At 57.5% G+C, this 26501-nt stretch carries 23 protein-coding genes; 9 read left to right on the top strand and 14 right to left on the bottom strand.

What is annotated here, in order from left to right:
* The first annotated feature begins 267 nt into the window (after window positions 1–267).
* Entirely contained in the window at window positions 268–2202 is a 1935-nt protein-coding gene (locus tag LAO21_16650; protein ID MBZ5554350.1) for a response regulator, read from the top strand.
* 11 nt (window positions 2203–2213) lie between these two features.
* A complete protein-coding gene (locus tag LAO21_16645; protein ID MBZ5554349.1) occupies window positions 2214–3350 on the top strand; it encodes an ABC transporter substrate-binding protein in 1137 nt (378 codons plus the stop codon).
* A gap of 69 nt (window positions 3351–3419) precedes the next feature.
* On the opposite strand, the gene LAO21_16640 is transcribed toward LAO21_16645, so the two are convergent.
* The 6 genes from LAO21_16640 to LAO21_16615 all read right to left on the bottom strand — a co-directional run bounded on the left by LAO21_16640 (window position 3420) and on the right by LAO21_16615 (window position 12018).
* Window positions 3420–4364: a homocysteine S-methyltransferase family protein gene (locus LAO21_16640; GenBank protein MBZ5554348.1), complete on the bottom strand. Its 945-nt coding sequence runs from the start codon at window positions 4362–4364 to the stop codon at window positions 3420–3422.
* A 9-nt stretch (window positions 4365–4373) separates the two neighbouring features.
* Window positions 4374–5552, bottom strand: a complete 1179-nt coding sequence (locus LAO21_16635) for a uroporphyrinogen decarboxylase family protein (protein MBZ5554347.1) — start codon at window positions 5550–5552, stop codon at window positions 4374–4376.
* 84 nt (window positions 5553–5636) lie between these two features.
* Window positions 5637–6284 carry a corrinoid protein gene (locus tag LAO21_16630; GenBank protein MBZ5554346.1) on the bottom strand — a complete coding sequence of 216 codons (648 nt, stop codon included), beginning with the start codon at window positions 6282–6284 and terminating at the stop codon, window positions 5637–5639.
* A 137-nt stretch (window positions 6285–6421) separates the two neighbouring features.
* Entirely contained in the window at window positions 6422–7513 is a 1092-nt protein-coding gene (locus LAO21_16625; GenBank protein MBZ5554345.1) for a cytochrome-c peroxidase, read from the bottom strand.
* A 365-nt stretch (window positions 7514–7878) separates the two neighbouring features.
* Window positions 7879–10152: an acetate--CoA ligase family protein gene (locus LAO21_16620; GenBank protein ID MBZ5554344.1), complete on the bottom strand. Its 2274-nt coding sequence runs from the start codon at window positions 10150–10152 to the stop codon at window positions 7879–7881.
* Between the two features lie 675 nt (window positions 10153–10827).
* Entirely contained in the window at window positions 10828–12018 is a 1191-nt protein-coding gene (locus LAO21_16615; protein MBZ5554343.1) for an MFS transporter, read from the bottom strand.
* Between the two features lie 300 nt (window positions 12019–12318).
* On the opposite strand from LAO21_16615, the gene LAO21_16610 reads away from it, so the two are divergent.
* Entirely contained in the window at window positions 12319–12708 is a 390-nt protein-coding gene (locus LAO21_16610) for a RidA family protein (GenBank protein MBZ5554342.1), read from the top strand.
* A 419-nt stretch (window positions 12709–13127) separates the two neighbouring features.
* Here the strand turns inward: LAO21_16610 and LAO21_16605 are convergent, their stop codons facing one another.
* The 4 genes from LAO21_16605 to LAO21_16590 form a co-directional block, all read right to left on the bottom strand.
* Complete coding sequence (locus tag LAO21_16605; GenBank protein MBZ5554341.1) at window positions 13128–13826, bottom strand: pirin family protein; 699 nt, start codon at window positions 13824–13826, stop codon at window positions 13128–13130.
* Between the two features lie 148 nt (window positions 13827–13974).
* Window positions 13975–14862: an NAD(P)-dependent oxidoreductase gene (locus LAO21_16600; GenBank protein MBZ5554340.1), complete on the bottom strand. Its 888-nt coding sequence runs from the start codon at window positions 14860–14862 to the stop codon at window positions 13975–13977.
* Window positions 14863–14962: 100 nt separating this feature from the next.
* The gene (locus LAO21_16595) at window positions 14963–15430 is read right to left on the bottom strand and encodes a MarR family transcriptional regulator (GenBank protein ID MBZ5554339.1); all 468 of its coding nucleotides are present in this window, start codon (window positions 15428–15430) and stop codon (window positions 14963–14965) included.
* A 343-nt stretch (window positions 15431–15773) separates the two neighbouring features.
* Window positions 15774–16118 (bottom strand): metalloregulator ArsR/SmtB family transcription factor, encoded by a 345-nt coding sequence (locus tag LAO21_16590; GenBank protein ID MBZ5554338.1) that lies wholly within the window; start codon window positions 16116–16118, stop codon window positions 15774–15776.
* 327 nt (window positions 16119–16445) lie between these two features.
* Between LAO21_16590 and LAO21_16585 the strand changes: the two genes are divergently transcribed.
* From LAO21_16585 to LAO21_16560, 6 genes are all read left to right on the top strand, one after another.
* Entirely contained in the window at window positions 16446–16787 is a 342-nt protein-coding gene (locus LAO21_16585; protein MBZ5554337.1) for a cytochrome c, read from the top strand.
* 146 nt (window positions 16788–16933) lie between these two features.
* On the top strand, window positions 16934–18517 hold the full coding sequence (locus tag LAO21_16580) for a DUF3373 domain-containing protein (protein MBZ5554336.1): 1584 nt from the start codon (window positions 16934–16936) through the stop codon (window positions 18515–18517).
* 54 nt (window positions 18518–18571) lie between these two features.
* Window positions 18572–20761 (top strand): molybdopterin-dependent oxidoreductase, encoded by a 2190-nt coding sequence (locus LAO21_16575; protein ID MBZ5554335.1) that lies wholly within the window; start codon window positions 18572–18574, stop codon window positions 20759–20761.
* A 10-nt stretch (window positions 20762–20771) separates the two neighbouring features.
* A complete protein-coding gene (locus LAO21_16570; protein MBZ5554334.1) occupies window positions 20772–21323 on the top strand; it encodes a 4Fe-4S dicluster domain-containing protein in 552 nt (183 codons plus the stop codon).
* A 12-nt stretch (window positions 21324–21335) separates the two neighbouring features.
* Window positions 21336–22295, top strand: coding sequence for a polysulfide reductase NrfD (nrfD, locus tag LAO21_16565; protein MBZ5554333.1), 960 nt, complete (start codon window positions 21336–21338; stop codon window positions 22293–22295).
* A 559-nt stretch (window positions 22296–22854) separates the two neighbouring features.
* Complete coding sequence (locus LAO21_16560) at window positions 22855–23436, top strand: cob(I)yrinic acid a,c-diamide adenosyltransferase (protein MBZ5554332.1); 582 nt, start codon at window positions 22855–22857, stop codon at window positions 23434–23436.
* Here the strand turns inward: LAO21_16560 and LAO21_16555 are convergent.
* The 4 genes from LAO21_16555 to LAO21_16540 form a co-directional block, all read right to left on the bottom strand.
* Window positions 23340–23846, bottom strand: coding sequence for an EVE domain-containing protein (locus LAO21_16555; protein ID MBZ5554331.1), 507 nt, complete (start codon window positions 23844–23846; stop codon window positions 23340–23342). The genes LAO21_16560 and LAO21_16555 overlap by 97 nt on opposite strands.
* A gap of 167 nt (window positions 23847–24013) precedes the next feature.
* Window positions 24014–24529 (bottom strand): hypothetical protein, encoded by a 516-nt coding sequence (locus LAO21_16550; GenBank protein MBZ5554330.1) that lies wholly within the window; start codon window positions 24527–24529, stop codon window positions 24014–24016.
* A 523-nt stretch (window positions 24530–25052) separates the two neighbouring features.
* A complete protein-coding gene (locus LAO21_16545; protein ID MBZ5554329.1) occupies window positions 25053–26084 on the bottom strand; it encodes a radical SAM protein in 1032 nt (343 codons plus the stop codon).
* A gap of 21 nt (window positions 26085–26105) precedes the next feature.
* Window positions 26106–26501 (bottom strand): hypothetical protein (locus LAO21_16540; GenBank protein ID MBZ5554328.1); only part of this gene is annotated, 396 nt, incomplete at its 5' end.

The following is a 26501-nucleotide window of genomic DNA, read 5'->3' as shown; positions in this document are numbered from 1 at the left end:
CAACATCGAGGTGCTCTCCTCCTGAGGGAGCGAGGAACCCGCCCTCCTTCCTGAACTCAGACCACGGAGCGATCCGCACTTCTGTCCAGGCCCGCTGTGTCGCAGCGTTGCGCCCTTCCGTTGCAATACGATAGCGAAATCCGCACACCAACCCCTCTCTCATTTAGAAATCCGTGAAGATTTTGAGAAACAAACCGATCAATATGGTATCGGGATAATCCGGGTTCGACCGGATCGTTTTGACAGAGATTTCCGCCTATGTTCAAGATGAAGGTCACCAGACAGCTCGTCATCCTGCTCTCCTTGAGCATCGTGGTGGCGATTGTCTTTGCCTTCCGTCTGACCCAACATTTCTCGAGACTCTCTGTAGAGAGGACACGATTAACCCATAATCTCCAGGAAACCTTTGCATTGAACCTGCGCCTTCATCAGGGAATTGAACGCGAAATCCATCTCCTCAATCACCAGTTGGGTCAGTTAGATCCCCGATTTAACGAAGCCATCAATGAAACCAATTTTCAGCTGGGCGAAATGATCATGCAATATGTGAAGCTGGACCTCGGAGAGGAGGAGCGTTTGACCGTGGAGCGGATCCGGAACCTGCATTCCGAGCTGGCGGTGTGTTCCTCCCAGATTTATGCCCAGTTACATCGAGGCGAGCGAGCAGAAGCCATTGCTCGAATCCAGCAGGTGGAGGCGTTGGGTGACAATATCGCGAAGGAATTTGGAACGCTGGATGCGCTCCAGGTACAGAAGTTGCAGGCCATGTCGGATCAGATGGACCGGACCGCCCGCGGGGGCGTGGTCAGCCTTTACGTTTTTGCCGCCCTGTTCTTCCTGATGCTGGTGGGGTTCACCCTGGTTTTACGACACCGCATCCTGCACCCCTTAAAGCAGGTCCTCGATGCGGCCGACCATATACGGAAGGGAGACCTCACGGCCCGCGCTCCACGGGCCCGGGACGATGAAATCGGACAGTTGGCCCTGGGGTTCAATTTCATGGCCGAATCGCTGGCGGAGAATTATGCCGAATTGGAACGTAAGGTCGAGGAGCGCACGCGGCAGCTCAACGATCTACAGGCACAGTTTGTTCAGTCCGAAAAAATGTCGGCCATGGGTCAACTGGTGGGCGGAGTGGCCCACGAGCTGAACAACCCTCTCACCGTGATCCTCGGCTTCGCCGAACTTGAAAAAATGAGGTTGACCAGCCGAGGGGCCGATCCCAGCACGATCAAGGTGATGGAGGACATCTATTCCCAGGCGGACCGGTGCCGACGGATTGTTGCTAACCTTCTTCAGGTCGCCCGTCGCCAGGAACCTCAACGGGTTCCCACCCGGATTAACAAGGTCGTGGAAGAGGTTCTTCAGTTGCGCGACTACGAATTGCAAAGCAGGAATATTCAATTGGTGCGAGAGTTCGATCCCACCGACCCCATCCTCCACGCCGATCCGCAGAAGATCCAACAGGTGGTCTTCAACATCCTGAACAATGCGATCGACGCCATCCAGGATAAGAGCCAGGAGGGGAAGATCTGGGTCCGCACCCGCGCCCTGGGCGGGACCATCAGCCTGGAGTTTCTCGATAACGGGACCGGAATCCGTGAACCCCGCCGCATCTTCGATCCGTTCTACACCACCAAGGAAGTAGGCAAAGGGACGGGTCTGGGACTCAGTGTGTGCTATAGCATCGTTAAGGAGCACGGCGGGGCCATTCGCGCGGAAAACTGGGAACAGGGGGCTCGCTTTCTTCTCACCTTGCCGGTGGGCAGTGCTCCTGAAGTGCAAAAGGTGGAGACCCCAGCCCTCCCTTATCCCGCGAAAGGGGGGAAGGACAAGGGGACCGTCCTGATCGTGGACGATGAGGAAGCGCTGCTTAAATTGCAGGCCTCGTTTCTCACGAGCGCGGGGTTCAAGACCCATGGAGTCAAAACGGGAGAAGAAGCCGTTCAGGTTCTGGAGAACCAGCAGGTGGACCTCATTGTTTCCGATGTACGGATGCCCGGGAAGATAGACGGGGTACAACTGTACACGTGGGTTTGCCAGCATCGGCCGGAATTGCGAAAGCGGTTTGCCTTTGTGTCGGGCGATGTGGTGGCCATCACCACAGGGGAACTCTCGTCCCTTTCGGAGGTCCCTCAAATCCTCAAACCATTTCAACTGGGAAACTACTCCCGGGTGATTCACCAACTGCTGGAGGCTTGAAGGCAATTCCTATGAAGCGATTCTTGATTGTTTTCTTTCTGGTGGCGCTGACGGCAGGTTCGGTCTCCTGTCCCTCCCGACCCCGACAGGTGGTGGTCGGTGCGGTCGTCAACAACACACAGTATCCGGCCCTCGAGCTTGCCGTGAAACAGATTAACGCCGCCGGAGGAATCAATGGCGTCCCGCTTGTGCTCGTCGGCGAAAAAGGGAAAACGCTCAGTCCCTATGACGCACAGAGTGTCTTACGCCTGGGAAAAATCTTTGCAGATACCAAGGATCTCGTCGCGGTCATCGGTCACAGCGACAGCGCGGCCACTCTCTCCTCCGCCGCCTTCTACAATCACCAGGGAATCCCGCAGATTGTGACCATCGCGTCGAACCCGGCGATCACGAACGTCGGATCCTGGACATACCGCCTCTGTCTGTCCGACACGGCACAAGCCCCCGCCCTGGCGGAGTACGCCGTCAAAGACTGGGGGAAAAAGCGGATCGTGGTCTTCTATGTGAGCGATGATTATGGAAGAGGCATTGCTCAGCTTTTTGAAAAGCGGGTCCGTGAACTGGGTGGCGAGATCGTTTCGAGTATTCCTCATCGAAATGTCTTGCAAGCCGATGACAAAGAGCTCATTCGATCCGTGCTGTTCCAACTCAAGAATCACGGTCCGGAGCTCTTCGTTCTCTTTCAAAGGGCGGAAGCTGCCCTTTACACCATCCGTCAGATTCATGAGGTACAAATCCCAGCCGAGATCCTGGGAGGAGATGCGCTCAGCACGCTCGCATCCCTCAAGGAGCCCCCCCCGGAGATTGAAGGGGTCCGCATGTCCGAGTTTTTCTACCCTCGCCCCGAAGATAAGCAGACCATGAAATTCATCCACGATTTGCAGGAATTCGCCCACGAGGATCCGGATTACGGGCATGCCTTTGCCTTCGACGCGGTCTACCTGATTCGGGATGCCATTCAATTCGGCGGGTACAGTCGCGAGGGCGTGAAATCCTATTTGGATCGCATCATCCGGGAGCACAAACTGATGAAGGGCGTCACGGGGACCTATCGGCTTGCCGCCGACCACGACGCCCGGCGCTCGCTCTTCATCGTCGCAATGCACGGGGGGCGTCAGGAGCTCGTTAAAGCAGTCGAGGTGAACTAGACAGCCTGCGGGTGGCAGAACGAGGAAAAGGAATTTGGCGCCCTCGTGTTAACGCCCGGGGCCAATCCGCTACCGGCCAACGGTGCTGCTGTCCCCCAACTTCTTCAACTCTTCATCGAATAATCGAATATGTTCCGGCGTGGTCCCGCAGCATCCTCCCACGACCCTGGCGCCCGCTCGAATAAGAGCCGGTACTTTGACGGCCATGCCTTCGGGAGTCCGTCGATAAACAATCTCCGTCCCCACTAACTCGGGCTGACCCGCATTGGGCTGCACAATGATTGGCTTCGACGTGAAGCCACTCAAGGCGCGCACAATCTGCTCATGATCTTCCATTTCGAGCGCCGTCCCACAGTTACAGCCAATCACATCCGCGCCCGCATGGTCCATCACCTCCGCTGCCTGTTGAGGGGAGACCCCCATCATTGTGCGAAAGCCATCCCGGACCTTGGCGAATGTCATCGTCGCGAAAACGACTGCGGCCCCGGCTTCCCGGGCCGCGCGAATGGCCAGGTCCATTTCTTCTGCCGAGCTCATGGTCTCAATGAGAATGAGGTCCGATCCCCCCCCGAGCAAGGCTCGGGCCTGCTCCCTGAATACATCGAAGACCTCCTCGGCGCGAGTGTCTCCGAGCGGTTCGAGAAAACCTCCGAACGGCCCAAGGCTGCCCATGACCCAAGCCCTGCCGGCGGCCGCTTCCCGGGCAAGGGTGGCTGCCGCTCGATTGAGCTCGTCGATCCGCGCCTCCAAACCATATTGAGACAAGGCCAGGCGATTTCCGCGGAAACTGTTGGTGGTCAGAAGGCGGGAGCCCGCTTCGAGATAAGCCCGGTGGAGGGATTGGATCCTCTCAGGATGGTCAACGTTCCATAACTCTCCGAGGGCACCCGGTTCGAGTCCCATCTTCTGCAACTCCGTGCCGATGGAGCCGTCGGAAAGTAGAATTTGAGTCTGAAGTGATTCCAGGATGTCAGTTTTCATGAGCGGCTTGTCCACATAATCTGTGTCGAGCATGGAAACAAATCAATCGTACCTTCCGAACCGCTCCACTGCTTCATGCAGCTTCAGGATATTGTCCGGCGGGGAATGCGGGGCGATGGAGCAAGCAGAGCTCAGAATGTAACCACCGCCTGAAGCTGCCACCTCGAGGCAGTGCTTGGCCTCATCCAGAACCGTCTCAGGTGTGCCGTTCAGCACCACGTTGACCGGATCCAGATTCCCCTTGATGAAAAGTTGGCTGCCGATCCGCTCCTTGGCGTCAGCCAGTTCGACATTGCCCAGAGGCGGCGGATCCAGGGTGTCAATGCCCAGGGTGCCAGTCGCCTGGATGAGTTCCAGTCGATCCCCGATCTGTCCGCAGGTGTGCGTGTAGACCGGCACGTCAAACTCTGAACGAATTCCTTCAATCACTTTCTTCTCGTAGGGCAGGACAAATTCGCGATAATGATCGGGGGAGATGAAGCCGGCCCCTGCAAAAGCGGACGATATCAAAACAGCATCGACCCCTCGTGCCGCTTGCCCGCGCCCCAGGGCGATGGTCCCCCGCGTGAGCGCTTCCAGACAAGCCTTGACCTTCCCGGGATCATCCACGAGGGCCATCAGGCCGTGAGTGTAATTCAACAATTCCAGGAACTGGGTGAATGGGGAAAAAATCTCGCTGTGGATTGAAACTTCCTCTCCCGTACGCTGCAGGATGTATTCGATGGTGTCAAACTGCCAGGGTGGAAAAAAATCCTCCTCCCGGGCGGGTTCGTCGAGAAATCCCCAATAGGAGGGATAGGTAATTCCGTTCATTGCGTGCGGTTCGATATAGAAAAGTTTCTCCGGTTCGATTGTTTCAAAGGGAACAGAGTACTGGGCCCCATCCTCGCGATAAACATGGGGGTTGTCGTCGCGGGGGCACACCGTCGTACATCCGTTCGCCCAATGGATTTTCTTTTCTCCGGCGCACTCTTCAACGCGGCGGATGTAGGAGCTCCAATGGGGATCGCGCCCGGGAAGATTGACCAGAATGCCGTCGAAATGGTACCGGCGCTGCATGGTGATCAAAGCTTCTCCGAATGCCTCCGTAGAATGCCAGACCTCAATCTCCGGGAGACCACAGTGGAGGAAATAGTGGCCCAGCGTCAACTGGCACATCACCGGGACTCGGTCCGGTAATTCGTGACGCATCGCCGCTGCGACTCGCTCCTTGCTGTTCAAATCCGCTCTCCTTTACCCGGATGAAAGCCGGGGCCTGAAGGCATACCGAACCGCTCTGCTCCCGGGATACTCATAGTCACTCCCTCAGGGGGCGGTCTTCAATTTCTTCATCAGATCGGCGGCCTTTCCGGCCGCCTCAGCGGCATCTTTCCCATAGGCGTGGGCCCCAATCTCATTCGCAAATCTCAGGGTCACCGGGGCTCCGCCCACCATGACCTTCATACCCTCCAGAAGACCGGCGGCCCGGAGGCCTTCGATGTTGATCTTCATTTGAACCATGGTGGTGGTCAGCAGCGCAGACATGCCCAGGATGTCCGGCCGATGCGCGCGTATCGCGGCGATGAACTTGTCAAGCGTGACATTCACCCCGAGGTCGATGACGTCGAACCCGGCCCCTTTGCACATGATGCCAACCAGGTTCTTGCCAATGTCGTGGATGTCCCCTTTGACCGTTCCCAAAACACATTTTCCAACGGGTTCAATTCCACACGCTTTCAGAATGGGTTCCAGGGGAGCCATCCCGGCTTTCATGGCGCGGGCTGAGACAAGGACTTCGGGGAAAAAAATCTCGTTGTTCCTGAATTTCATCCCGACAACATTCATCCCGGCAATCAAACCCTCCTCCAGGATGACCCGGGGTGAAAATCCTTCTTCCAGAGCCCGCCGGGTCAAGCTCTCTACCGCGCCGGAGTCGCCGCGGACCAGGCTCCCGGAAATTTCTTCAAGCTCCATTGAAAGACACTCCTGCAGGGACTCGGGGGATCCTTGAATCACCGTCCATTGACCCTAATTCTCCCCAACACGCTGAAACAAAAATCCGCCCCTCGATCCGGGCGGATTGCCCACAATGACAGTTCATGAACCCAGGCTCAATAGGCCCCCACGGGAGAATTGCGGGTTTCGTCCGGCGGCAGCTCGGGAGGTTTCACGTAATCGACGGGAATCCTGCCGGTCAGCGTCTTGAGCCACGCGCTGATGAACCTGACGTCATCATGGCTCAATGATTTGCCCAACTGAAACTCCGCCATCAGGTCCACTGCCTTGTCCAGAGTTGCGACGGAACCATCGTGATAGTAAGGGGCCGTCTTCTCGACATTGCGCAGCGAAGACACCTTAAACCGCATCCTGTCCGAGTTGTTCCGGGTCACCTGATAGCGTCCCGGATCGGATTTATCAGGCCACTCTTTCATCGTTCCCAGCTTCGCAAAGATGCCCGCACCGACGAGAGAGCCGGAGTGGCACTTCTGACAACCGGCCTCCATGAACTTGTTGAATCCGATCTTTTCCGCATTGGTCAAGGCAGCCTTGTCCCCCTTGAGAAAATCATCCCAGCGGGAGGCGGTCACCAGCTTTCGTTCAAAGGCGCCGATGGCCTTTCCCACGTTGTCATACGTCATAGGGTCCTTGTCTTCAGGAAAGGCTTTCATGAAGGCGGCCATATATCCCGGAATGGATTTGAGAACTACCACAACGGCCTTGTCATCGGGCATCGCCATTTCTACCGGATTCAACACCGGCCCCTTGGCCTGTTCTTCGACGTCAGGCGCGCGCCCATCCCAAAATTGGGCGACGTGAGCGGCGGCATTGTAGACGGTCGGGGAATTGCGTCCTCCCAACTGCCCCTTGAATCCCTTCGACCGCGATTCGTTATCCACTCCATACTTATCCAGTTGGTGACAGTCATTGCAGGAGATATCCTTGCCCCGGGATAACCGTTTGTCAAAATACAGCATTCGCCCCAGCGCTATCTTTTCCTCGCTGAGAGGGTTCTTCGAAGAGATGATTACTTCAGGCAAGGGTTGAAACAGCTTCAGGTCTTCGGGGTTAATTTCGACGCCGGAAAAATTGGCGGATTTGTGCTGGGCGACTAAGAGCAACGGCCCCACACTTTCATTGCCTGATATGCCTGCGAACGCAATGAAAAACAAAATGACTACTACAAGTAAGATGAATTTCTTCATGCTCGAACCTCCTTGATGGAGCGCCTCCATGATGAACCCGTTTGAGGAGTTTCCACTCGATGAGAAAATGAAATTCGGGTTTGTTGGGAAGATCAGGTCACCGGCTCTTCTAGGAACCGTGTGAGGGCCGGAACAACCGTGGGGACTGTTTCCCCGGAATGAAACACCTCTCGATGGCTAAAGGTGCCCTGCAGCCTCCCCCGGGGGACATGAAATATCCATGAAATCAACCCTCAGGCTTGCGATCCTTATTCTACCGCAAAGCGTTGCCGTCAAGCCTCAAATTTCATTCTTCACCCCGGGACACCTCTGGGGCGCATGCCCTCGAAAACCATGAATCAGCCGATAGGGGCGGCCTGGCTTCCCTATTTGACCGCTGCGAGCGGCGCATGCCGCCTGGCCACAGTCCTCATTTTTTCCCGACAAACTATGTTGAACAAGCTCAGTGCCCGGTCGGCGGTTCGAAACGTCGGAATGCCTTGCTCTACGAGCAACTGTGCCATGGGATCGTAGAGCGGGCCGCTGTCAATCACCACGAGCCACGGTTTGGAAAGCTCCTCATTGAGCCGAACCATCCGCATGACAATCGAGTCCTCGCGAAGTAAATCCTCGCGATGCCCGGGGCCCGATGGCAGGGTATTGAGGGCCGCGGTCAGAGGCACGCAGCCCATAATTCCGGCATCCACGTGGGCATCCTCCATGACCGTCCGGATGGCCCGTTCGTAGGCGAGATCCCCCGTCATGGGAGTCAGGTCAATGGGATTGTGAAGGTCGACCACCTGATCAATTCGTGCTTCCTTGAAAATCTCCTGGAGTCGAACCACCGTGGCGGCTTCGAAAGAGGCCAGCCGGAAATTCCCTAAATTGTCGGCTATCGCCACACATTCGAACCCCGCATTGGAGAGGGCTCCCAGCCGCCAGCCTTTCACTTCCTTTTTCCTGAAATAGCCGAACAACCTCGTCAGGTCCTCGAAGTCCGAAATGGTTTCGGCGACAATCACTCCCCCGCACTCCGCCAACTGGCGGGTCACGGCGTAGTCACCCGCGATCGAGGCCGTATGGCTTGCCGCGGCATGAGCGCCCGCCGTGGTCCGCCCTGCCCGGTAAAAAATGATCGTTCTTCCGCTGGCCGTGATTTCCGCGGCGGCCCGGAGGAACCTCAATCCGTCCAATGGTCGAAAACCTTCAACATAGACCGCGAAGATTTCAATCTCGGGATCGTCCTTCAAGTAGGTCAGGTAATCGCCCAACGTCAGGTCCATCTGATTGCCGACCGTGATGGAATACTTGGGATTGATGTCCTGGAGCTTGCTGGCCTCGGCCACCGCAAATGCGCCGCTCTGAGACAGGATCGCCACGGGTGAGACCGGGCCTTTCGACACAGGGAGCTTATATTCCGGGATGAACATCGTGTCGTACCGCCCCGGACGCGAGGTAATGCCCAGGCAGTTTCCGCCGTTGATGACCGGTCCTCCCCAGTCACTGCTCCGGGCCTCCTTCAGGGCTTCCTGCATGCGCGAAACAATCGCCACGGTTCCGTGCTTTTCCTCCAGCCCGCCGGGAATAAGGATGATGCTCTCCGCCCTTTTTCTCTTGATGATCTCGGTGATCACGGCAGGCGCTTGGGCCGCCTCAATGCTCAGGATAAAGACATCCACGGTCTGCGGCATCGAGGCGACGTCCGCATAACACCGGCATCCTTCGATGGTTTGAACGCCGGGCTTAATGACGGCAATTTGCTCTTTGTCAAAACCCTCGCGAATCAGGTTGTTGAGAATGATGTGGCCGGGATTGAGCTTCTCGGAGACGCCGATGATCGCCGCCGACCGGGGCTGTAAAAGATTTTTGAGCTTGCGGATGGGTCGGTCGACCGTCTTCTCCTCAGGCTCCCTCCCCAATTTGATCAGGATATCCAATGCCATCAATCCCCGGGGTGTGATCACGAGCGGATTGATTTCACACTCGGAAATCAATTCGGGCATGAAGGTGGCCGCCAGTTCTCCAAATCTCCGCACCACGTCCGTGACTTGGTCCAACTTGACACGGGGCCGCTGGCCCCTCAAGCTTCCGGTAATCAATTGCGTCACAGCAGGTTGCTGGAGAACCAGGGCAAGGTCGTCTTGTGCCGTTATCCCCGGTGAATGAATCGAAACATCGGATCCTGGCTTAAAATGATTCGCAAGAAATTCCGCATAGATTCCGCCCGGCCCGAAGGTAATGACCGGCCCGAAATCGTCCGTCCATCGGGCTCCCAACAAGAGCTCATTCCCCAGCAAGGAATCGTAGGGGACAAATTGGTTCAGAGTGAATCCCACGAGGGCTTCCCCGCGGAACTTTCTCTCCATGGCACCTACCGTGAGGACAATGGCATCCAGTTGGTTGGGAACAATGGCGATTCCCCCGACGTCGCTCTTATGCAGGATCAGCGGCGAGATCACTTTGATCACGATCCTGTTCCCGGTGAACAGGGAGAGATCAGCCTTCGCCACCTCCAGGGTATCCTTCACGAAGAGGTGGAACGGCACCTCGATTCCCATGGCTTCCAGGATCGCCATGCCTTCGGTTTCCAGGAGAGCGATTTCGCCACGGTCTTTGGAGCTTTGAAGTATTTGTGAAATTTGTTTCAAATTGAGGGTCATCCCCGCGCCTCCGGCCGGATCATGCTTCGATACCCATTCGCAGCACCGGCGCACTCGCTCCTGAATGTTCAATCCAGTTCTCTCGAACTGCTCAGGATTCTGCTCCGATGAGGAGGCTTAATGTATTGGAATGGATTGTCGGGCTCGCGAAGGTCACGGCGTGCTGCAGGAGGGGGGCAAGGGGTCTTATTGCGATAACCTTTAAATTATATAAAAAATGCTTTGAACTCTAAAATGGTTATCAGCGAATTTCTAAATTAGAGCATGCCCTGGCCATTCACCACCAGGATATAAATTCTTCAGCCATTCAACTAAAGCCCGCCCCACTTCAATGAAAAACCAGTCGACCGATGAGACCTTCCTCAACTGCCTCGAACAATATTCAACATTAAGCCTTTCTGAGATGCGCCCATCCCATATTTCGAACGGATCGATGCGTCCATACGCTACAGCTTTTCCGACACATCCATGAGAATTTTAGACAACTTCGCTCCTGTTTGCAATCGGAATTCGAGCCCACGCCGCCTGGAACAGCCGGCGAGAGTCTTCAGAATTGTCTCCTACGGTCCGATTTCCACTTCCTCCATCGAATGCCCACTTAAATGCTTCCAATTCAATATGATACGATGATTCGTTTTCGTAATACTTGACCAGAAGTCTTCCCCCCCTTGCTTATCACATTTTCGGAATCCCGTTTTTTGGGGGCTGGATGAAATGCTGAAGAATCAAGATCAGGAGGGCGTTCACAATTACCACGCCTAAACCGGCATGCAATCCGTGTCTTGCGGAAAACTGTCCGACGGCCCAAGGCAACGTCATGCCTCCACTCAAAGCAATCCCAAAGAGAATTCCGAAGACTGTTCCTGAATACGCCTCGAAGCGGCTACTCGCCATGCCCAGTGAAGTTGGAAAAATACTCGCAAAGCTCAACCCCAGCAAAACAACTCCGGCGATGGCGGCAAGAGTGGATGTGGCCAGGAGCAACACCAACCCTGCGATGGCGGAGCCCAGGGCACTCACCTTTACAAGCGTCAAGCTGTTCATGCGCAAAAGCAGCCGGCTCGAGATGACTCGGCCTGCCATCATGGCCGCCCAATAACCGGAAAGAATATAAGAGGCCACAGAGATGGAACTGCCCATATTGCTTTTGAAGTAAGTCGAAGCGTACCCGCCGACAATGAATTCGTTTCCCGATTCGAAGAAAAGGAGAGAACCCAGCAGGAGCACCACTGGATTGCGAACCAATTGAACGGACTCTGCCCAGAGTGAAGTCCGACGCGTGGGAAGCGGTGGAAAGGTGAGACCAATGAATACGAAATTGGGAACAAGTGCAAGGACGAGGGCAAGGTAGAGAATGGGAGCCAGGCCCAGCCCTTTGATCCCAGCTCCCATGATGAAGGGAAGGGACAGCGCGCCAAACCCGAAGTAGACCCCCAGCAGATTGAGAGCCGATGCTTTCCCCCGCGGGTCTCTCTCCAAGTCAGCCACCAGCGTATTGGCCGCTCCATTGAGAGCTCCTCCACCGATTCCGAGCAGGACTACCCCCACCAGCACAGCCGTATAACTCGAAGCGCGGTTGATCAACAAGAGCGATAGGGCGACAACCAGCGATCCCGCGATCAGGATCGGCTTCTTCCCCATCCAGTCCATGAGCACGCCAAGACCGACCATGCTGACAAGCATTGCGAAGTTCATGCCGAGAAAGAGATTGCCCGCCTGGGCTAGATCCAGGTGAATCCGCTCGCCCATCAAAGGAAGGATCGATCCGAGCAGGGCCAGGACGACGCCGTACACGAACATGGCGGCATTCGAGCCGATGATTAACCAGTTCTTCCGAACGAAAGGTTCTGTCTGGATCCTGGCCATACTGATTCTTCATCACAGAGGTGCAGAGGATGCCGCGCGTGGTCCGTCAGACTGTCATGGTGACATTAAGCTCTCCCAAAAACTCCGGGGGGGCCGGGCGGGGCAGGACTTCCGTTGTAGTGATCCAACCAAATCCCGGGGACCCATCACGGATCCGCCGTGTCTTGATTCAAGTCCGGTATAATGCTTCACCTGGCGCACCAAAATCAAGTTTCGGTTTGCACATGGGATTTCACTGATTCCTGAAAGATGAATCTGTTTGACGGCTTCCATCCCCGCAGTCTCAGAAAGGAACGCTTCATGCCGAGAGAAAATATTTCGAGCGGAACGACATGGGAACCCATCGTGGGTTACTCGCGTGCAGTCCGAACGGGTCCTCATATCCATGTATCGGGCACCACCGCCACCGGAGAGACGGGCGAGATCGTCGGGGTCGGCGATCCTTACGCGCAAACCATCCAGGCTCTGCAAAATATTGAACGCGCCCTGCGGAATGCCCGGGCCGGACTGAAGGACGTGGTTCGGACAAGAATGTTCGTGACCGACATCGAGGACTGGGAGATCATCGGAAGAGCTCATGGGGAATTCTTTGGCAGCATTCGACCCGCCACCACAATGGTCGAGGTCAGCCGATTGGTCGATCCGGATATGCTGGTGGAAATCGAAGCGGACGCCTATCTCGGGGAATAAGCGCTTTCTGTTTGAAGCCGGGTGCAGGGTGCCGGGTGCCGGGTGCCGCAGGCATGCGCTTCTCAACATGCCTGCGAATGCCAGCCCCGCTGATTTGTCGGAAACTTCGTGGAATCCGGGTGCCGCAGGCATGTGCTTCTCAACATGCCTGCGAATGCCCGCCCCGCTGATTTGCCGGAAACTTCGTGGAATCCGGGTGCCGCAGGCATGTGCTTCCCAACATGCCTGCGAATGCCAACCCCTCCCGTCACCATCCCTCCTGAAGATGATGACATCGCCACTCCTTCCTGCAGAGCCCATGGATGGCCTTCGGAATTTCTGCAGGCGCAGGCATGCAAAAAGCGCATGCCTGCGGCACCCCGCCGCGGCGATCTGCGCTTCTATTCCGCACTCTGCAATCCGAAACCCGCATTCCCCATTCACGCCAAATCGAAAACCAGCACTTCAGCAGTCTCCGTCCCCGTCAACTTCAACTGCGTTTCGTTGCTGACTGCGGCGCCATCTCCGGCTTTCAGGGCAACTTGATTCAGCCTCATGGCGCCGCGGGCCACCTGCACCCAGGCATGTCGATTGGGCCGAATCGAAAAGGTCGCCCGTTCTCCTGCATCGAACAACCCGGCGTACAGTTCAACATCCTGGTGGATCGCAACCGCGCCGTCGCGGCCGCTTTTTGCGGCAATCAGACGCAACCGGCCGCGCCTTTCCTCCGCCTTAAATTCACGCTGTTCATAACTCGGGGTCAGCCCCTTTTTCTCCGGCAGTATCCAGATCTGCAGCAGGTGCACCCGTTCCGATTTGGACGGATTGAATTCGCTGTGCGTGATGCCGGTGCCGGCGCTCATCCGCTGGACTTCGCCCGGCCGGATCACTGATCCGTTGCCCATGCTGTCACGGTGTTCGAGGGCCCCGTCCAGAATATACGTTATGATTTCCATGTCGCGGTGAGGGTGCGTCCCAAAACCGCCGCCGGGCTCGACGCGATCTTCGTTGATCACCCGCAGTTGCCGGAAGCCCATGTGGTCAGGGTCGAAGTAGGTATCGAACGAAAAAGTGTGATAGGTGTCAAGCCACCCTAAATTGTTATGCCCCCGTTCATTTCCAGGTCTTACGACAATCATTTGAGACTCCTTCTTCGGATTTGCAGGATTCTTTCATGGATCAATTTTGGGTCGTCAGAGTATCCGGCCTTCCGACATCCTGCTTCAGGCTTCCGGCTTCTGCCTTCCGGCCTCCGGCTTCATGATCTTCTTGCAAAGGATCGCGCTTCTACTTCAATCCGGCATCTTCTGAAGCTCCCAGAGCCAGCGCCGACCAGTCCATTGATTCACGGCCCTTGGCGAGCGCCGTGATATACCGGTCGTGCAGCAGGCTGGCCAGCGGCATGGGGACGCGCGACGACGCAGCGGTCTGAAGCACCAGGTCGATATCTTTGAGCCCCAGCGGCATCCGGAATCCCGCGGGCGTGTAACGCTCCTGGGCAATGGCCTTCCCATAGTTCTGATAGACCGGACATGCAAACAAGGTTTGTCCGAACAGATCGGCAACGGTGGCACGGTCGATCCCGTTCTTTTGGGCCAGTGCAAAGGCCTCCGCCATCGCCTCCATGGCCGAGGCGATCAGAAAGTTGCCCGCGAGCTTCACCACGTTGGCGGCCCCCGGATCCTCCCCAAAGTCAAAAACGCCCTGACCCAGGGCCTTGAGGACCGGTTGGACACGTCCTTTGGCGGCCGCCGGACCGGACACACAAATCCACAGCTTGCGCGCCGCCGCCGCTTCGGGTCTTCCGAAGACCGGGGCGGCGACATAGCTCGCGCCTTGGCCTTGATGATGCTCCGACAATTTTCGGGAGGTCGCGGGCGAAATCGTGCTCATCGATAGGTGAATCCCTCCCTTCCCAAGGCGCGCCGCCATCTCACTTCCTTCGCCTGCAATCTCCTCGACCACCTCATCGTCGGAAAGCATGGTGATGGCAATGGAGCCGGGCTCCGCCACCTCCGACGGCCGGGCCCTCCACTGGGCGCCGCGGGCAATCAGCGGGTCCGCCTTCTCGCGGGTCCGATTCCAAATGCGGACCGCGTAACCGGCCTCCGCCAGGTTGCCCGCCATGAACGACCCCATATTCCCAAGACCGATGAAACCAATGATTTCCTTCATGCCCCGTCCCTCCTCATCAGGACCCACCTTGAGAAAAAGTCTCTCCTCGCTTTCAAGCCTCATCCCCCGCTCTCCGCCGGCCGCAGGCCCGCGGGATGATTCATCGCGGACTCCGCACCTGCTTCAGCAGCCCGATCAGTGCCCGCAGGGTCCGCTCCGGCACCTGGCCGACCTGCTGGCGGTGCATGCCGGCCACCGGCTCATCCAGTGTCTTCAGCCGCCTCAAGCCGGCCTCCGTGATGCGTGTGGTGATGACCCGGCGATCCTTCTTTTCGCGGGTCCGGGCGACCCACCCGCGGGCCTCCAGCCGGTCGAGCAGCCTCGTGATGTCGGGGTCGCGCGTCACCATGCGCTCCGCAATCCGGCGGCAGGGCAGGCCTCCCGGCCCGGCGCCCCGCAGGATTCTGAGCACGTTGTACTGGGTCGGCGACAGCCCGGCCGGTTTCAAGGCCGCTTCCAGCCGTTGCCGGAGCGCCTCGGCCGACCGCTGGAGCTGGAGATACAGCTCTTCCCCGAGTGGCCCCGGGAACTGTTCCCGTCCCTTTCTCCGCGGTGTCGGCGCCGGCATCACGGCATAATAGTCGTTATAACGACATTTGTCAAGAGGAGGGATTCGGCTCCCCGGGGACCGGGGGTCTCGCCGGGCGGCGGACTGCAGGGGAGACCGCTCGAGGGGGAGACCATGAAGGAGACGGCAGCTCGTTCGAGAGGAGAACAATTCTTGCAGCCCCTCGCTCCCCGCGGGTCGCCGCTGGAAGCGGATCGGCGCCGGATCCGCGCAGGGTCCGAGAATGTCGTCTGCCGCATTCCGGGAACAGTGCGGGGAACGGGGGCGATAGGGGGTTCAGCGCGCGGGAAAACCTCGACCCGTGCACCGGGGAGGTTCCCGTTTCCTCATGCGGATCAAACCGTCATCGGGCGGCCCGTCGCTTCGCGAGGGTGAGGCCGAAGCCTTTCGCCTGGGTCTTCAATTTCTCCGCCAGCCCGTTGCAGATGGTGTGGCACAGCGTGAGGATCATCGGATCGGAAATCGAAAAGTGCGCCGATGTCCCCTGCGACCGCCGCGCGACCACCCCCGCCTCCATCAGCACCTTGAGGTGCTTGCTGATATTGGCCTGGTTGGCTTCGAGCTGCCGCACCAGCTGACCCACGGTCAGCTCCCGCTCCTGCAGCGCGCGCAGGATCTTCAGGCGCATCGGCTCCGCCAGGCAGCGGAACCGCGCCGCCACCATTTCCAGCGCCTCGTCCGTGAGCATGGATGGATCAATCACCACGGGTGCCCCTCCTTTGTGAAAAAAAACACTTGACAATATTACTATATTACTATTCAATTATCAAGTGATGATTGCTATAGTGGAATGTTTCAATGGTTCGGAACGGAACACGCCGGCGCCCTGTCCGCCCGGGACGCCGGGCGGGGTCCACGGCGGGGGGAGCAGAGGAAGGGCGGGCGATTTTTGCTTTGCCCTGTCTTGTGAAAAGGTTCACGAACACACGATCCCTCGGCTGCGCTCCCACCCCCTCGCCTTTTGAACTGAACTTCATTCATAACCGGAATAACGCTTATTCATCGGAGACAGACCATGCGAAAAGGACTCAAACTGCTCGTCGCCCTCATCAGCCTCGGACTCTGGATGACCCTCGCCTTCGCCGTCTCGTCCGCCTCCTCCGGCAGCGAGACCAAAGGCCGCTTCTTCTTCAGAAAAACCTGCAAGACCTGCCATACCAAGGGAGCCGCGGGATCCGAGATCACGCCGCTCAGCAAGACCCAGACCCAGTGGAAAGCCTACTTCACCGCAGCCAAACATGCCAAGGGAAAAGAACAGCTCATTAAACTGATGAGCGCCGAGGAGCTCGTGGACGTCGCCACCTACTTGCAGGCGCACGCTTCGGACTCTCCTCAGCCTGAAACCTGCGGCAAATAGCAAACCGGTCCCGTTGGATCCGGGATGAACGGACCCAGGTCTCTCCACGCCGGCCTGACCCCTTCACCGCCGGACGGCCCTGTCCCCGCGGGCCTCACGGTTCCATGACCAATCCCGCTCCTCATCTCTCGGAACAAGGAGACTTTATGCGTAAATTAATCCTCATCATCGCTTTCATCGCCATCCTCGTTTCCCCTTTATTGATCCAGGCTCAGACCAACGACGAACTCAAGAAACAGATTGAACAGTTGAAGCAACAGCTCCTGGCCCTGGAAGAAAAGGTCAACGCGGCGCAGCCCGCCGCGGCCGCCGCCCCGGTCGCCGACATCGCCGACCTCAACGATCGCCTGGAAAAAGTGGAATCCAAAACCGCCGGAAACAACATCAAGTGGGGCGGCGACATGCGGGTGCGCTTTGACAATCTGAATTGGAAGATCAACCCCTACCAGCAGTTCACGGGAACCACCAGCGCCCCGGTCGCGGTCCCCGAGCAGAACCTCAATAATTCCGGGCAGTACTCCCTGCGGCTGCGCCTCAAGATGAGTGCCGACATCAATGAGAACCTCAAGTTCATGGGACGGCTGAGCATGTACAAACTCTACGGGGGATCCGACGTTCCTCTCTTCAACGGCCTCCCGGGCACGGTTCTAAATTCGTTCAATTCCAGCCGCATCCCCAGCAACGAAGTCATCCGTGTGGAGCGCGCACTGTTGAAATGGGACATCCCCAATGCGCCCTTCACCTTCTCCTTCGGCCGCATGAACAGCAGTGACGGCCCGCCCCTGGAGTTGCGTGAGGGCACCGAGCGTCAGGCCACCCCTCAGGCCATCATGGTGAACGCCGAAGTCGACGGCATGCATATCGACTACCATCTCGACAAGATCGGCTTTCCCGAGGGGACCAACATCGGCGTGTGCGGCGGCATCGGCTACGAATCCGGGTTCGGGGGCGGCGGCCAGGTCTCCGAAAATTACACCATCACCCCCTTCGGCCTCGGACACATCAATGGCATGAAGGACAGCCGCGTGGTGGGATTCACTTATGACATGCCCCTGCTTTTCCAGACCGGAAAAACGGTCAGCAGCACCCGGCTTCTGGTGGGCTACAACCGCTTCACCAACATGACCGACATCCCGTACGGCGCCTTGAACAACTTTCCCGTCCCCGCTGCCTTTGCGTTTCCCACTACGCAGTATGTGACCGCCACCAACAACCTGGGCAACATGGACCAGTTGGGAGCGACGTGGATGCACACCATTGGAGATAACTTCACGTACTTCCTCAGCGGAGGCTATATCAAGTCCCATCCAAATGGAAAAGTCAGCCAGTACGGCTTTGGCGGACTCCTGGGCGACCCGCTCCATTCCCGCAGTGGAACGGGGGTTTATACCGGGATGAAATACTCTCCGGCGAAGAATCTCTCGGTGGGACTGGAGTTTAACCATGGCTCGCCCAACTGGTTTACTTACACCCCGACGGCCGGCGAACCGAGCGACAAGCTGTCCGCCCGCGGCAACGTGTGGGAAACCTACCTGCACTGGACGATGGTCAAGAACCTTGTGCTCAAAGCCGGCTACATCCATTACAACTACTCCACCGCCTTCAGCGGCTGGCACATCGCCCCCGGGCCCCTGGAATTCTTCAGTCTCGACAATCCCAATGTTGTGAATTTCTATCCCTTCCCGAAGAAGGTCAGCAATATCTACATGATGTTCGAAACAAGGTTCTAGCGCGCGTGGGACCGGGGATACTCATCTCCGGTCCCGCCTTCGAGGGAGGGTGGAATGGGAAAGAATCAGCTTGACCGGCGGAGTTTCTTCCGGATGACCACGGGAGGCGCGCTCGGGGCGGCCCTGGCCACTCAGGCGGGGTGCTTGAAGCCGTTCATCAAGGAGACCGCACCCGTCCCCCAGCGCCTCGAAGTCCCCACGACCTGCGAACTCTGTCCGAATAAGTGCTCTGTCATCGCCGTCGTCCATGAAGGGGTCATTCAGAAACTGAATCCGAACCCCGAGAATCCCAAGTCCCGCGGCATGCTCTGCGCGCGGGGAAATGCGGGCATTCAACAGGTGTACGATCCGGCCCGCATCAAGCGCCCGCTGATTCGCGCCGGCGAGCGGGGGGAAGGCAAATGGCGGCCAGCCAGCTGGGAGGAAGCCTTTGACTTCGCGGCGGGAAAGCTTTCGGCGATCAAAGAAAAATACGGTCCCCAGGGAACGCTGTGGTCCTCGACGGAAAGCTTTCAGGAAATCTTCTTCAAGAACCTGGGACTGGCCTTCGGCTCTCCCAATATCGTCCGGCATCCCACCTTGTGTCTGGCCTCGGTGAACCTGGCCTACTCCGCCACCTTCGGAACGGTTCCCTCCTTCGATCTCCTCAACTGCAATTACGTCATCATGTCCGGCGCCAACCGCTTCGAGGCCTTCATCACACCGGACACGATGGACCTGATCGACGCCACCATGAACCGGAAGGCCCGCCTGATTTGTCTGGACCCGCGCTTCACGGTGACGGCGGCCAAGGCGGACGCCTGGTTTCCCATCAAGCCGGGAACCGACATGGCCTTCATCCTTGCCATGCTGAATGTGATTGTCGGCGAAAATCGCTACGACAAGGAATTCGTCAATTCCTATTGTACCGGTTTCGACAAACTCATCGAACACGTCAAACCCTACACGCCGGAGTGGGCCGAAAAAGAGACCGAGATCCCCGCGAAAGAAATTCTCCGGATCGCGCGCGAGTTTTCTGACGCCGCCCCGCGGGCGGTCTACTACGCCGGGAGAAGGTCCTCCTGGTATCAGAACGATTTCCAGATGCGCCGCGCCCAGGCCATCCTCAATGCCGTGGTCGGCAACTGGGACCGGCAGGGCGGCATGGTACCGAATAACAAGATTGAACTGGGGGAATATCTCTTCCTGCCCTGGGACGATCCCAAGGCGCCCCGCATCGACGAGCTCGATAAGAACTTCCCTCTCGCCGCCAAAGGAGATGGGGCGTACCTCAAACTGCGCGAGAACGTGCTGGCGGCTTCCCCCTATCCGGTCAAAGGGTGGATGATCCACAAGCAGGATCCCATGAACGCCCTGCCCGACCAGGCGCGGACCCTCCGCATGATCGAGCAAATGGAATTTGTCGGGGTGGTCGACATTCAAATGAGCGACACGGCATGGTATGCCGATGTGATTTTTCCGGAATCGACCTACCTGGAACGCCTCGATCCGGTGGAGGTGCTGTCCGGGATCTGGCCCGTGGTCGTCCTGCGACAACCTGTGATCAAACCGCTCCACGACACCCGGACCACGCTCGAGATCGTTCAGGGCCTGGCCAAGCGGCTGAAGCTCTCGGATTACTTCGACTACACCATCGAGCAGTGGATCGACGCCCAGGTCAAGGAGCTCCCGTTCCAAATGCCCCTGGAATACTTGAAGAAGCACGGAGTCTGGGCGGCGCCCGATGTCCCGAAATACGGAACCACCCTCAGTCCGGACCACCGGTTTGTCACCAAGTCCGGCAAGATTGAAATCTACTCCGAGCGGCTGCAGGAGTCAGGCTATGATCCCCTGCCGGTCTATCAATCCCCGACGGAACCTCCTGCCGGAAAGTTTCGCCTGGTCCTGGGCCGGAAGGCCTTCTTCACGCACGCCAACAACACGAACAACCCCTGGTTAAATGAATTCTCCCCCGAAAACGACCTCTGGATCCACCCGACCTCCGCAGAAGCCATTGGAGTGAAGGAGGGCGACCGGGTCGAGGTTGCCAGCGCGGTCGGGACGGTCCGCATCAAGACGCGGGTGACCGAGGAGATCCGTCCGGACTGCGTATTCATGTTGCACGGTTTTGGAAAACGAACGAAATGGCAGCGACTCGCCTGTGAGGTGGGCGCGTCCGATGCCCAGCTTCTGGAGACGGCGTGGGACAAGGTCTCGGGGAACGCCGCCCTTCACGAGACCTTCGTGAAAGTGAGAAAGGTTTAGGCGAATCCTTATGGCCCCGCAACCCAAACGCTATGCCCTGATCGTCGATTCAAAAAAATGCCTGAACTGCAAGGCCTGCGTTGTCGCCTGCCGTGCCGAAAACCAGGTCCCCTTGGGCAAGAGCCGGGACTGGATTGGAGAAGAACATCACGGGACGTGGCCGAAGATGCTGGCCGCCTTCGAACCGGAACAGTGTCATCACTGTGCCAGCCCGGCCTGTGTGCGGGTGTGTCCGACCGGGGCCTCATGGCAGCGGAAAGACGGCGTCGTGCTCGTCAACGACACGGAGTGTGTGGGTTGCCGCTACTGCATGATTGCCTGCCCGTATGATGCCCGCTTCTTCCGCGAGGATCGCGGCGTGGTGGAAAAATGTACCTTCTGTGTCCAGCGTGTGGACCGTGGAGAAATTCCGGCCTGCGTGGAGACCTGCCCGTCCAAGGTGCGCGTCTTTGGTGACATCAATGACGCCGACGGAAGGCTTCGGGAAATTCTCAACACCCGTCAATACCGGCTGAAGAAACCGGAAACGGGCAATGGCCCGCAAATCTATTATCTGTTGTAGGGGGAGAGGGCTATGAAACATGTCGAGTGGGGATGGCTGATCGTCAACTACCTCTTTCTAGGCGGGCTGTCCGCAGGGATCTTCTTCGTCTCCGCCCTTGCCACTTACCTCCAGGAGAAAGACGAATTCATTCATTCCCGGATCGCGAAATACGGCGCCATGATGGCGCCGTGGCCCGTCGCCCTCGGATCGCTCCTGCTGATTTTTGACTTGGGGAACTGGTACCGGTTTTACAAGCTGTTTACCCACCTGAGGTGGGAAAGCCCGATGTCGATCGGCTCCTGGTTGCTCCTCTTTTTTACGGCGGTCACCCTGCTCTACTTCTACGCCTGGTTCCCTTCGGACCGGCGCGAAATGCTCTTCGCCAGGCTTCCCCGGAAGCTTGCATTTCTAAAGAAGCTCAATCGTGACCTCTCCGCCTGGCGCCGGTGGCTGGCGATGATTGGGTTTCCCGTCAGCATTGCCGTGGGGATTTACACTGGAGTCCTCCTGGGGGCGGTCCAGTCACGGCCTTTCTGGAACACGAATCTTGTGGCCCAGATGTTCTTGTTCTCCGCACTCTCGACCGGCTGTGCCACCCTGATCTTTGCGCTTTCCTGGAACCGTAAGAACCTCGACCCGCGTCAGGCGCGTTTCCTCTACACCCTCGATATCTGTTTCATCACCCTCGAATTCTTCATCGTGCTGCCCTATATTATTCACGGAGAGCTATCGGTTCGCGCCGTACAGGATTCATTGGGGCTCATCCTGGGGGGTCCCTACACGCTGGTCTTTTGGGTGTTTTTTATGGGACTGGGATTACTGCTGCCTCTCGCGATCGAGGTGTGGGAGATGGCGCCCGTCCTGCTCTCGAAGGCTTCCCTCCACCACAACAAGCCCCTCGCCGCGTTTGCGGCCCTGCTGGTCCTGATGGGCGGTTACCTCCTGCGCTACATCTTCGTCTATGCGGGACAGCTCAGCTCGTTCAGATAAGTCGCTGCGGCGCCGCAGACCGCCCGATGTGGGCGCCGCAGATATGCGCTCTTTGCCCGGGTACCGCAGATATGCGCTCTTTGCCCGGGTGCCGCAGATATGTCCGCCTCGGCGGACATGTCTGCGAATCAATACTCCTCAGGTCTCTACTCCGAATTATCAAGAATTTCCCCTCACCCCGAACGTCTGGAGAGCAGCCCTCGACTGTCTTGCAGGCGCAGGCATGCCCACAACGCATGCCTGCGGCACCCCGATTCAGTCATTCCTCGGGTGACGCTGCCCCCCCGGGTGCCGCAGATATGCGCTCTTTGCATGTCTGCGAACCATTACTCTTCAGGTCTCTACTCCGAATTATCAAGAATTTCCCCTCACCCCGAACGTCTGGAGAGCAGCCCTCGACTGTCTTGCAGCGCAGGCATGCCCACAACGCATGCCTGCGGCACCCCGATTCAGTCATTCCCCGGGCGCCTCGGCGGTTACCGTGGATCTTTTCTACAATCCATCCTACAATCAATTTCATTTGTCCCCTCGGAATCGCCTGTGGCACAATCTCGTCATCATGCGAATCACCAGGGTGTACACGCGGACAGGCGACAAGGGAGAAACCGGACTGGTCGGCAATCGAAGGGTCCCCAAGGACTCCCGCCGGATCGAAAGCTACGGGATCGTCGATGAATTAAACTCCGTCCTCGGCGTGGCACGCGCCTTCAACCAGAAGTTTTCCCCGCCCAATGCGTCCCAACAACGGCTGGAGACGGAACTCAAGAAAATTCAAAATGAACTCTTTGTCGTCGGCAGCGATCTGGCGACGCGCGTGGAAGACCGGTGGGAGAATATGCCCCTGGTCGGGCAGCGCCACATCGACGCGCTGGAGGCGCTGATGGATGAGTTGGAAAAAGAATTGAAGCCGCTCGAAGAGTTTATTCTCCCGGGAGGAGGCCTGGTGGCCGCCACATTGCACCAGGCCCGGACCGTCTGCCGGCGGGCCGAGCGCGCTTGTGTGGCACTCGGTCGCGAGGAACCCCTCGGGGATTATCTGATCCCCTATCTCAACCGGCTGGGGGACGCCCTCTTCGTGCTGGCACGATGGATTTCGCTCAGCGAAGGCGAAGCAGAGACGATGTGGGAGCGGGAGAAATAGGTTATTCCCCCAGCGAGCTCGAGCAGGCGCTTCCACTGGGCGTCAGACACGGGCATAACGGAAAGGCGCGAATTTCGTACCAGATCAAAATCTTTAAGCGCCTTGTCGGCTTTGATTTCAGCCAGTGTCACTTCCCGATTCAACCTCCGCCCCGGTTTGATATCAACGACCACCAGCTTGGGATCTTTCTGCTTCGGATCCGGATAAGGATTCGATGTAACAATCGCAACTCCCACGATTTGTTTCTCGTCGCCGGTGTGATACACGAGGGCTTCGTCTCCCTTCCTGACGCCACGCAGATGCTTCAACGCCAGGTTGTTCGTGATGCCATCCCAGACCGCTTTCTTGCTCTCGACCAGGTCATCAAATGAATAATGCGTGGGTTCTGTCTTGAAAAGCCATCGTGACATGGTAAGCTCCCGGGTTGAAAAAAGTGGGCAGTGAGCAGTGGCCAGTGGTCAGTTAAGAGCGAGGTCAATCGAATCACTTCACTAGTGTTTCGAAGTCGAAATGAAATTGACTCAGTCAACCCAGTTGGATGAGCATCCCGCTGATCACTGCCCACTGCCCACTTCTTCTACTGCCTTACCACCGCATCGAACAACACGTGCACCACCAGAAGAATTCCGGTGAAGATCGATACCAGCAAGTGAAGCGAGGACAATCGGCGTGTCATGGCGGAAGGTCCGGCTGCACCTTCCCGCTTTCTCAAGATCAAAAGGAGAATTCCAAGGAGAAGCGAGAGGGTCAGAAGTAACAGCAGGATCCCGCGGAGATCCATCGCAAAATTAAAGAGGCCGTGGTGCAGGAGGACAATCCCCGCCGCAACGCCACAATACGCGTGAGTGATCATCCACGACTCGAAGCCTGTGGCGGGCCCCTGACGAAGACGCCGTCGCAAGGGAAATACAAGAAGCAGGACCACCCCAGCCCCGCCAACCAATCCCAACCCCAACTGCCATTGGCTGGAAGAAGGCGATCCGCTGAGCATATAGGCCTGGTAGATGTAGCGAACAACGAACCCCACCCCGACAATCAGAAGGACTCCAAAGATGTGGACCATCGATGTTGGTGTTTTCTGAGGTTCGGTCATGGACTCGCTCTCCCCCGCTCTCTGCGATGGAGTCTACCTTGTGGTGCGAATTGATATTCGATGAAGATTGCCTCGGTCGAGTGCTGGCGGCCGCGACCTTGCCCAGATCTTACCTTGAAATGTTCACCAAGAGTCAGAGCTTAGTACGAGTTCTATGTCTTGACAAGCCTTACGCGGCAGGAGGAAAGAATGACCTCGGGTGCCGTAGGCATGCGTTGTTGGCACGGCTGCGCTGCAAGATACTCGAGGGCCGCTCCCTGGACGTTCGAGGAGAAATTCTTGATAATTCAGCGTTGAGACCCGAAGGGTATTGATGCGCAGACATGTCCGCCGAGGCGGACATATCCGCGCACCCGGCGTCCGATGATACGGCATTCCCGGGCAAGTCGGCCGCCCTCGCCATGCGGCACCCCGGCAAGAGAACTCAAATCATAGAATAGTTCAAAAGGACATCCGGAGATCAGCGAGCGCCATGGGTATGGAACAGGAGGAGGCGAAAGACGGGGTGGACGCCACGCCCGGTTCAGGCGCGGGCCGGTTCCCCCATCCGGCCGGGTTGCAGGCTGGGCTGAGGAGTTGGGACGGCGACGGGATCGATGTGTTGCGGATCGCGCCAGTTATCAAGCGTGGCGACCTGATGGACACAGGCCACGGTACAAAACGGGGCGCAGGCCTTCTTCGTATAATATTCGCGTCGAACGTCCTCAAGGCTGTATTGCTCCAGTGGAATGGCCGGATAGCCGCGCTGTTGAGAACAATAATGCACCAGCCCCTCTTCGCAGACGTAAAGGTAACGCGCGCCGGCGCGGCAGCGCCACTCGTTCGGCTTTCCCCGCGAGAGGTTGTCCTGGAACTTGTGGATCCGGGCATAGCTTTTCTTGCCGAGGAGCCTCATGGCGTGCTGAATTCTCTGCTCCAGCCCGTTGAGCGGTTTCAAAGTGCCATTTCCGTCATGAATCACACCCAGGGAGGTCGTGAACCCGAGCTCGACGGCGCGCCGTGCGACGACGAGGGCATCTTCCGGATTGGCAATCCCTCCTCCGATGACCGAATTGATGTTGACGCCAAACTCGGCGTGCCGTTGCAGGTTGACGAGTTTGGAATCCAGAACCTTCAGGCTCTTCTTCGACACCTGGTCCGGGTTCACATTGTCGATCGAGACCTGCAAGAATTCCAATCCGGCCTTGTTCAAGGACCGAATCCGCTCAGGCGTCATCAGATAACAGTTGCTGATCAATCCGGCAATCATGCCGTGACTCCGGATGCGCCGGATGATGTCCTCCAGGTTGGGATGGAGCAACGGCTCGCCGCCGCTGATGGTGATAATCTTCGTGCCCAGCGCAGCCAATTTGTCGACGCGCTTGAACATTTCCTCGAGCACGACCGGTTGCGAGAAGTTGTCGTACTCATTGCAGTACGCGCAGGAAAGATTGCACCTTCGCATCGGGATGAGATGAGCCAGAAGCGGATACGGAGTGAAGAAAAGGCGGCTCAAGAGGACCCGGGTGACATGAAAATGACGCAACGCTTGCTTCAGCTTTTTCCGAATCCTCATGGGATTGATGGCAGCAGCTTCTTAAGAGTTTGGGATGACAGCGCGGGAAGGATACTTCACAGGAGGGAGGATTTGAACTTTCCGCCAGAGAACTGAACGTTTAAGCCTTCCATCGGGCCATTTTGGAAGGTGAACGGCCAGGCGGGTGAATAAAGCAAAATCCAAATTCCAAAGTCCAAAATCCAGATAAATTCCAAAGTCCAAAATCCAAATTCCAAGCAAAACCCAAAATCCAAAGCCCAAAATCCAAACAAAACTACCCAGGCCCGAAGGGCTGGCAGAGTGTAGATAGGATGAGAAGGCCAATCTCCGCGGAGTACCGGTACAATGGTCTCCAAGGAAAAAAATCAACCCGGGCTTAAAAGCCCAGAGAGAGGAGATTGGCCATGACGGATTATAACAAAGCGGGACGGGTGA

Source organism: Terriglobia bacterium, from assembly GCA_020073085.1.
Lineage (GTDB): Bacteria > Acidobacteriota > Terriglobia > JAIQFV01 > JAIQFV01 > JAIQFV01.
Note: the sequence above shows the minus strand (reverse complement) of the source record. Positions and strands in the feature narration are given on the sequence as shown.

What these genes read in the sequence shown, in the direction of transcription:
- LAO21_16650 (MBZ5554350.1), top strand. Translation starts at nt 268, where the DNA reads ATGAAGGTCACCAGACAGCTCGTCATCCTGCTCTCCTTGAGCATCGTG.
- LAO21_16645 (MBZ5554349.1), top strand. Translation starts at nt 2,214, where the DNA reads ATGAAGCGATTCTTGATTGTTTTCTTTCTGGTGGCGCTGACGGCAGGT.
- LAO21_16640 (MBZ5554348.1), bottom strand. Translation starts at nt 4,364, where the DNA reads ATGCTCGACACAGATTATGTGGACAAGCCGCTCATGAAAACTGACATC.
- LAO21_16630 (MBZ5554346.1), bottom strand. Translation starts at nt 6,284, where the DNA reads ATGGAGCTTGAAGAAATTTCCGGGAGCCTGGTCCGCGGCGACTCCGGC.
- LAO21_16625 (MBZ5554345.1), bottom strand. Translation starts at nt 7,513, where the DNA reads ATGAAGAAATTCATCTTACTTGTAGTAGTCATTTTGTTTTTCATTGCG.
- LAO21_16620 (MBZ5554344.1), bottom strand. Translation starts at nt 10,152, where the DNA reads ATGACCCTCAATTTGAAACAAATTTCACAAATACTTCAAAGCTCCAAA.
- LAO21_16615 (MBZ5554343.1), bottom strand. Translation starts at nt 12,018, where the DNA reads ATGGCCAGGATCCAGACAGAACCTTTCGTTCGGAAGAACTGGTTAATC.
- LAO21_16610 (MBZ5554342.1), top strand. Translation starts at nt 12,319, where the DNA reads ATGCCGAGAGAAAATATTTCGAGCGGAACGACATGGGAACCCATCGTG.
- LAO21_16605 (MBZ5554341.1), bottom strand. Translation starts at nt 13,826, where the DNA reads ATGATTGTCGTAAGACCTGGAAATGAACGGGGGCATAACAATTTAGGG.
- LAO21_16600 (MBZ5554340.1), bottom strand. Translation starts at nt 14,862, where the DNA reads ATGAAGGAAATCATTGGTTTCATCGGTCTTGGGAATATGGGGTCGTTC.
- LAO21_16595 (MBZ5554339.1), bottom strand. Translation starts at nt 15,430, where the DNA reads ATGCCGGCGCCGACACCGCGGAGAAAGGGACGGGAACAGTTCCCGGGG.
- LAO21_16590 (MBZ5554338.1), bottom strand. Translation starts at nt 16,118, where the DNA reads ATGCTCACGGACGAGGCGCTGGAAATGGTGGCGGCGCGGTTCCGCTGC.
- LAO21_16585 (MBZ5554337.1), top strand. Translation starts at nt 16,446, where the DNA reads ATGCGAAAAGGACTCAAACTGCTCGTCGCCCTCATCAGCCTCGGACTC.
- LAO21_16580 (MBZ5554336.1), top strand. Translation starts at nt 16,934, where the DNA reads ATGCGTAAATTAATCCTCATCATCGCTTTCATCGCCATCCTCGTTTCC.
- LAO21_16575 (MBZ5554335.1), top strand. Translation starts at nt 18,572, where the DNA reads ATGGGAAAGAATCAGCTTGACCGGCGGAGTTTCTTCCGGATGACCACG.
- LAO21_16570 (MBZ5554334.1), top strand. Translation starts at nt 20,772, where the DNA reads ATGGCCCCGCAACCCAAACGCTATGCCCTGATCGTCGATTCAAAAAAA.
- nrfD (MBZ5554333.1), top strand. Translation starts at nt 21,336, where the DNA reads ATGAAACATGTCGAGTGGGGATGGCTGATCGTCAACTACCTCTTTCTA.
- LAO21_16560 (MBZ5554332.1), top strand. Translation starts at nt 22,855, where the DNA reads ATGCGAATCACCAGGGTGTACACGCGGACAGGCGACAAGGGAGAAACC.
- LAO21_16555 (MBZ5554331.1), bottom strand. Translation starts at nt 23,846, where the DNA reads ATGTCACGATGGCTTTTCAAGACAGAACCCACGCATTATTCATTTGAT.
- LAO21_16550 (MBZ5554330.1), bottom strand. Translation starts at nt 24,529, where the DNA reads ATGACCGAACCTCAGAAAACACCAACATCGATGGTCCACATCTTTGGA.
- LAO21_16545 (MBZ5554329.1), bottom strand. Translation starts at nt 26,084, where the DNA reads ATGAGGATTCGGAAAAAGCTGAAGCAAGCGTTGCGTCATTTTCATGTC.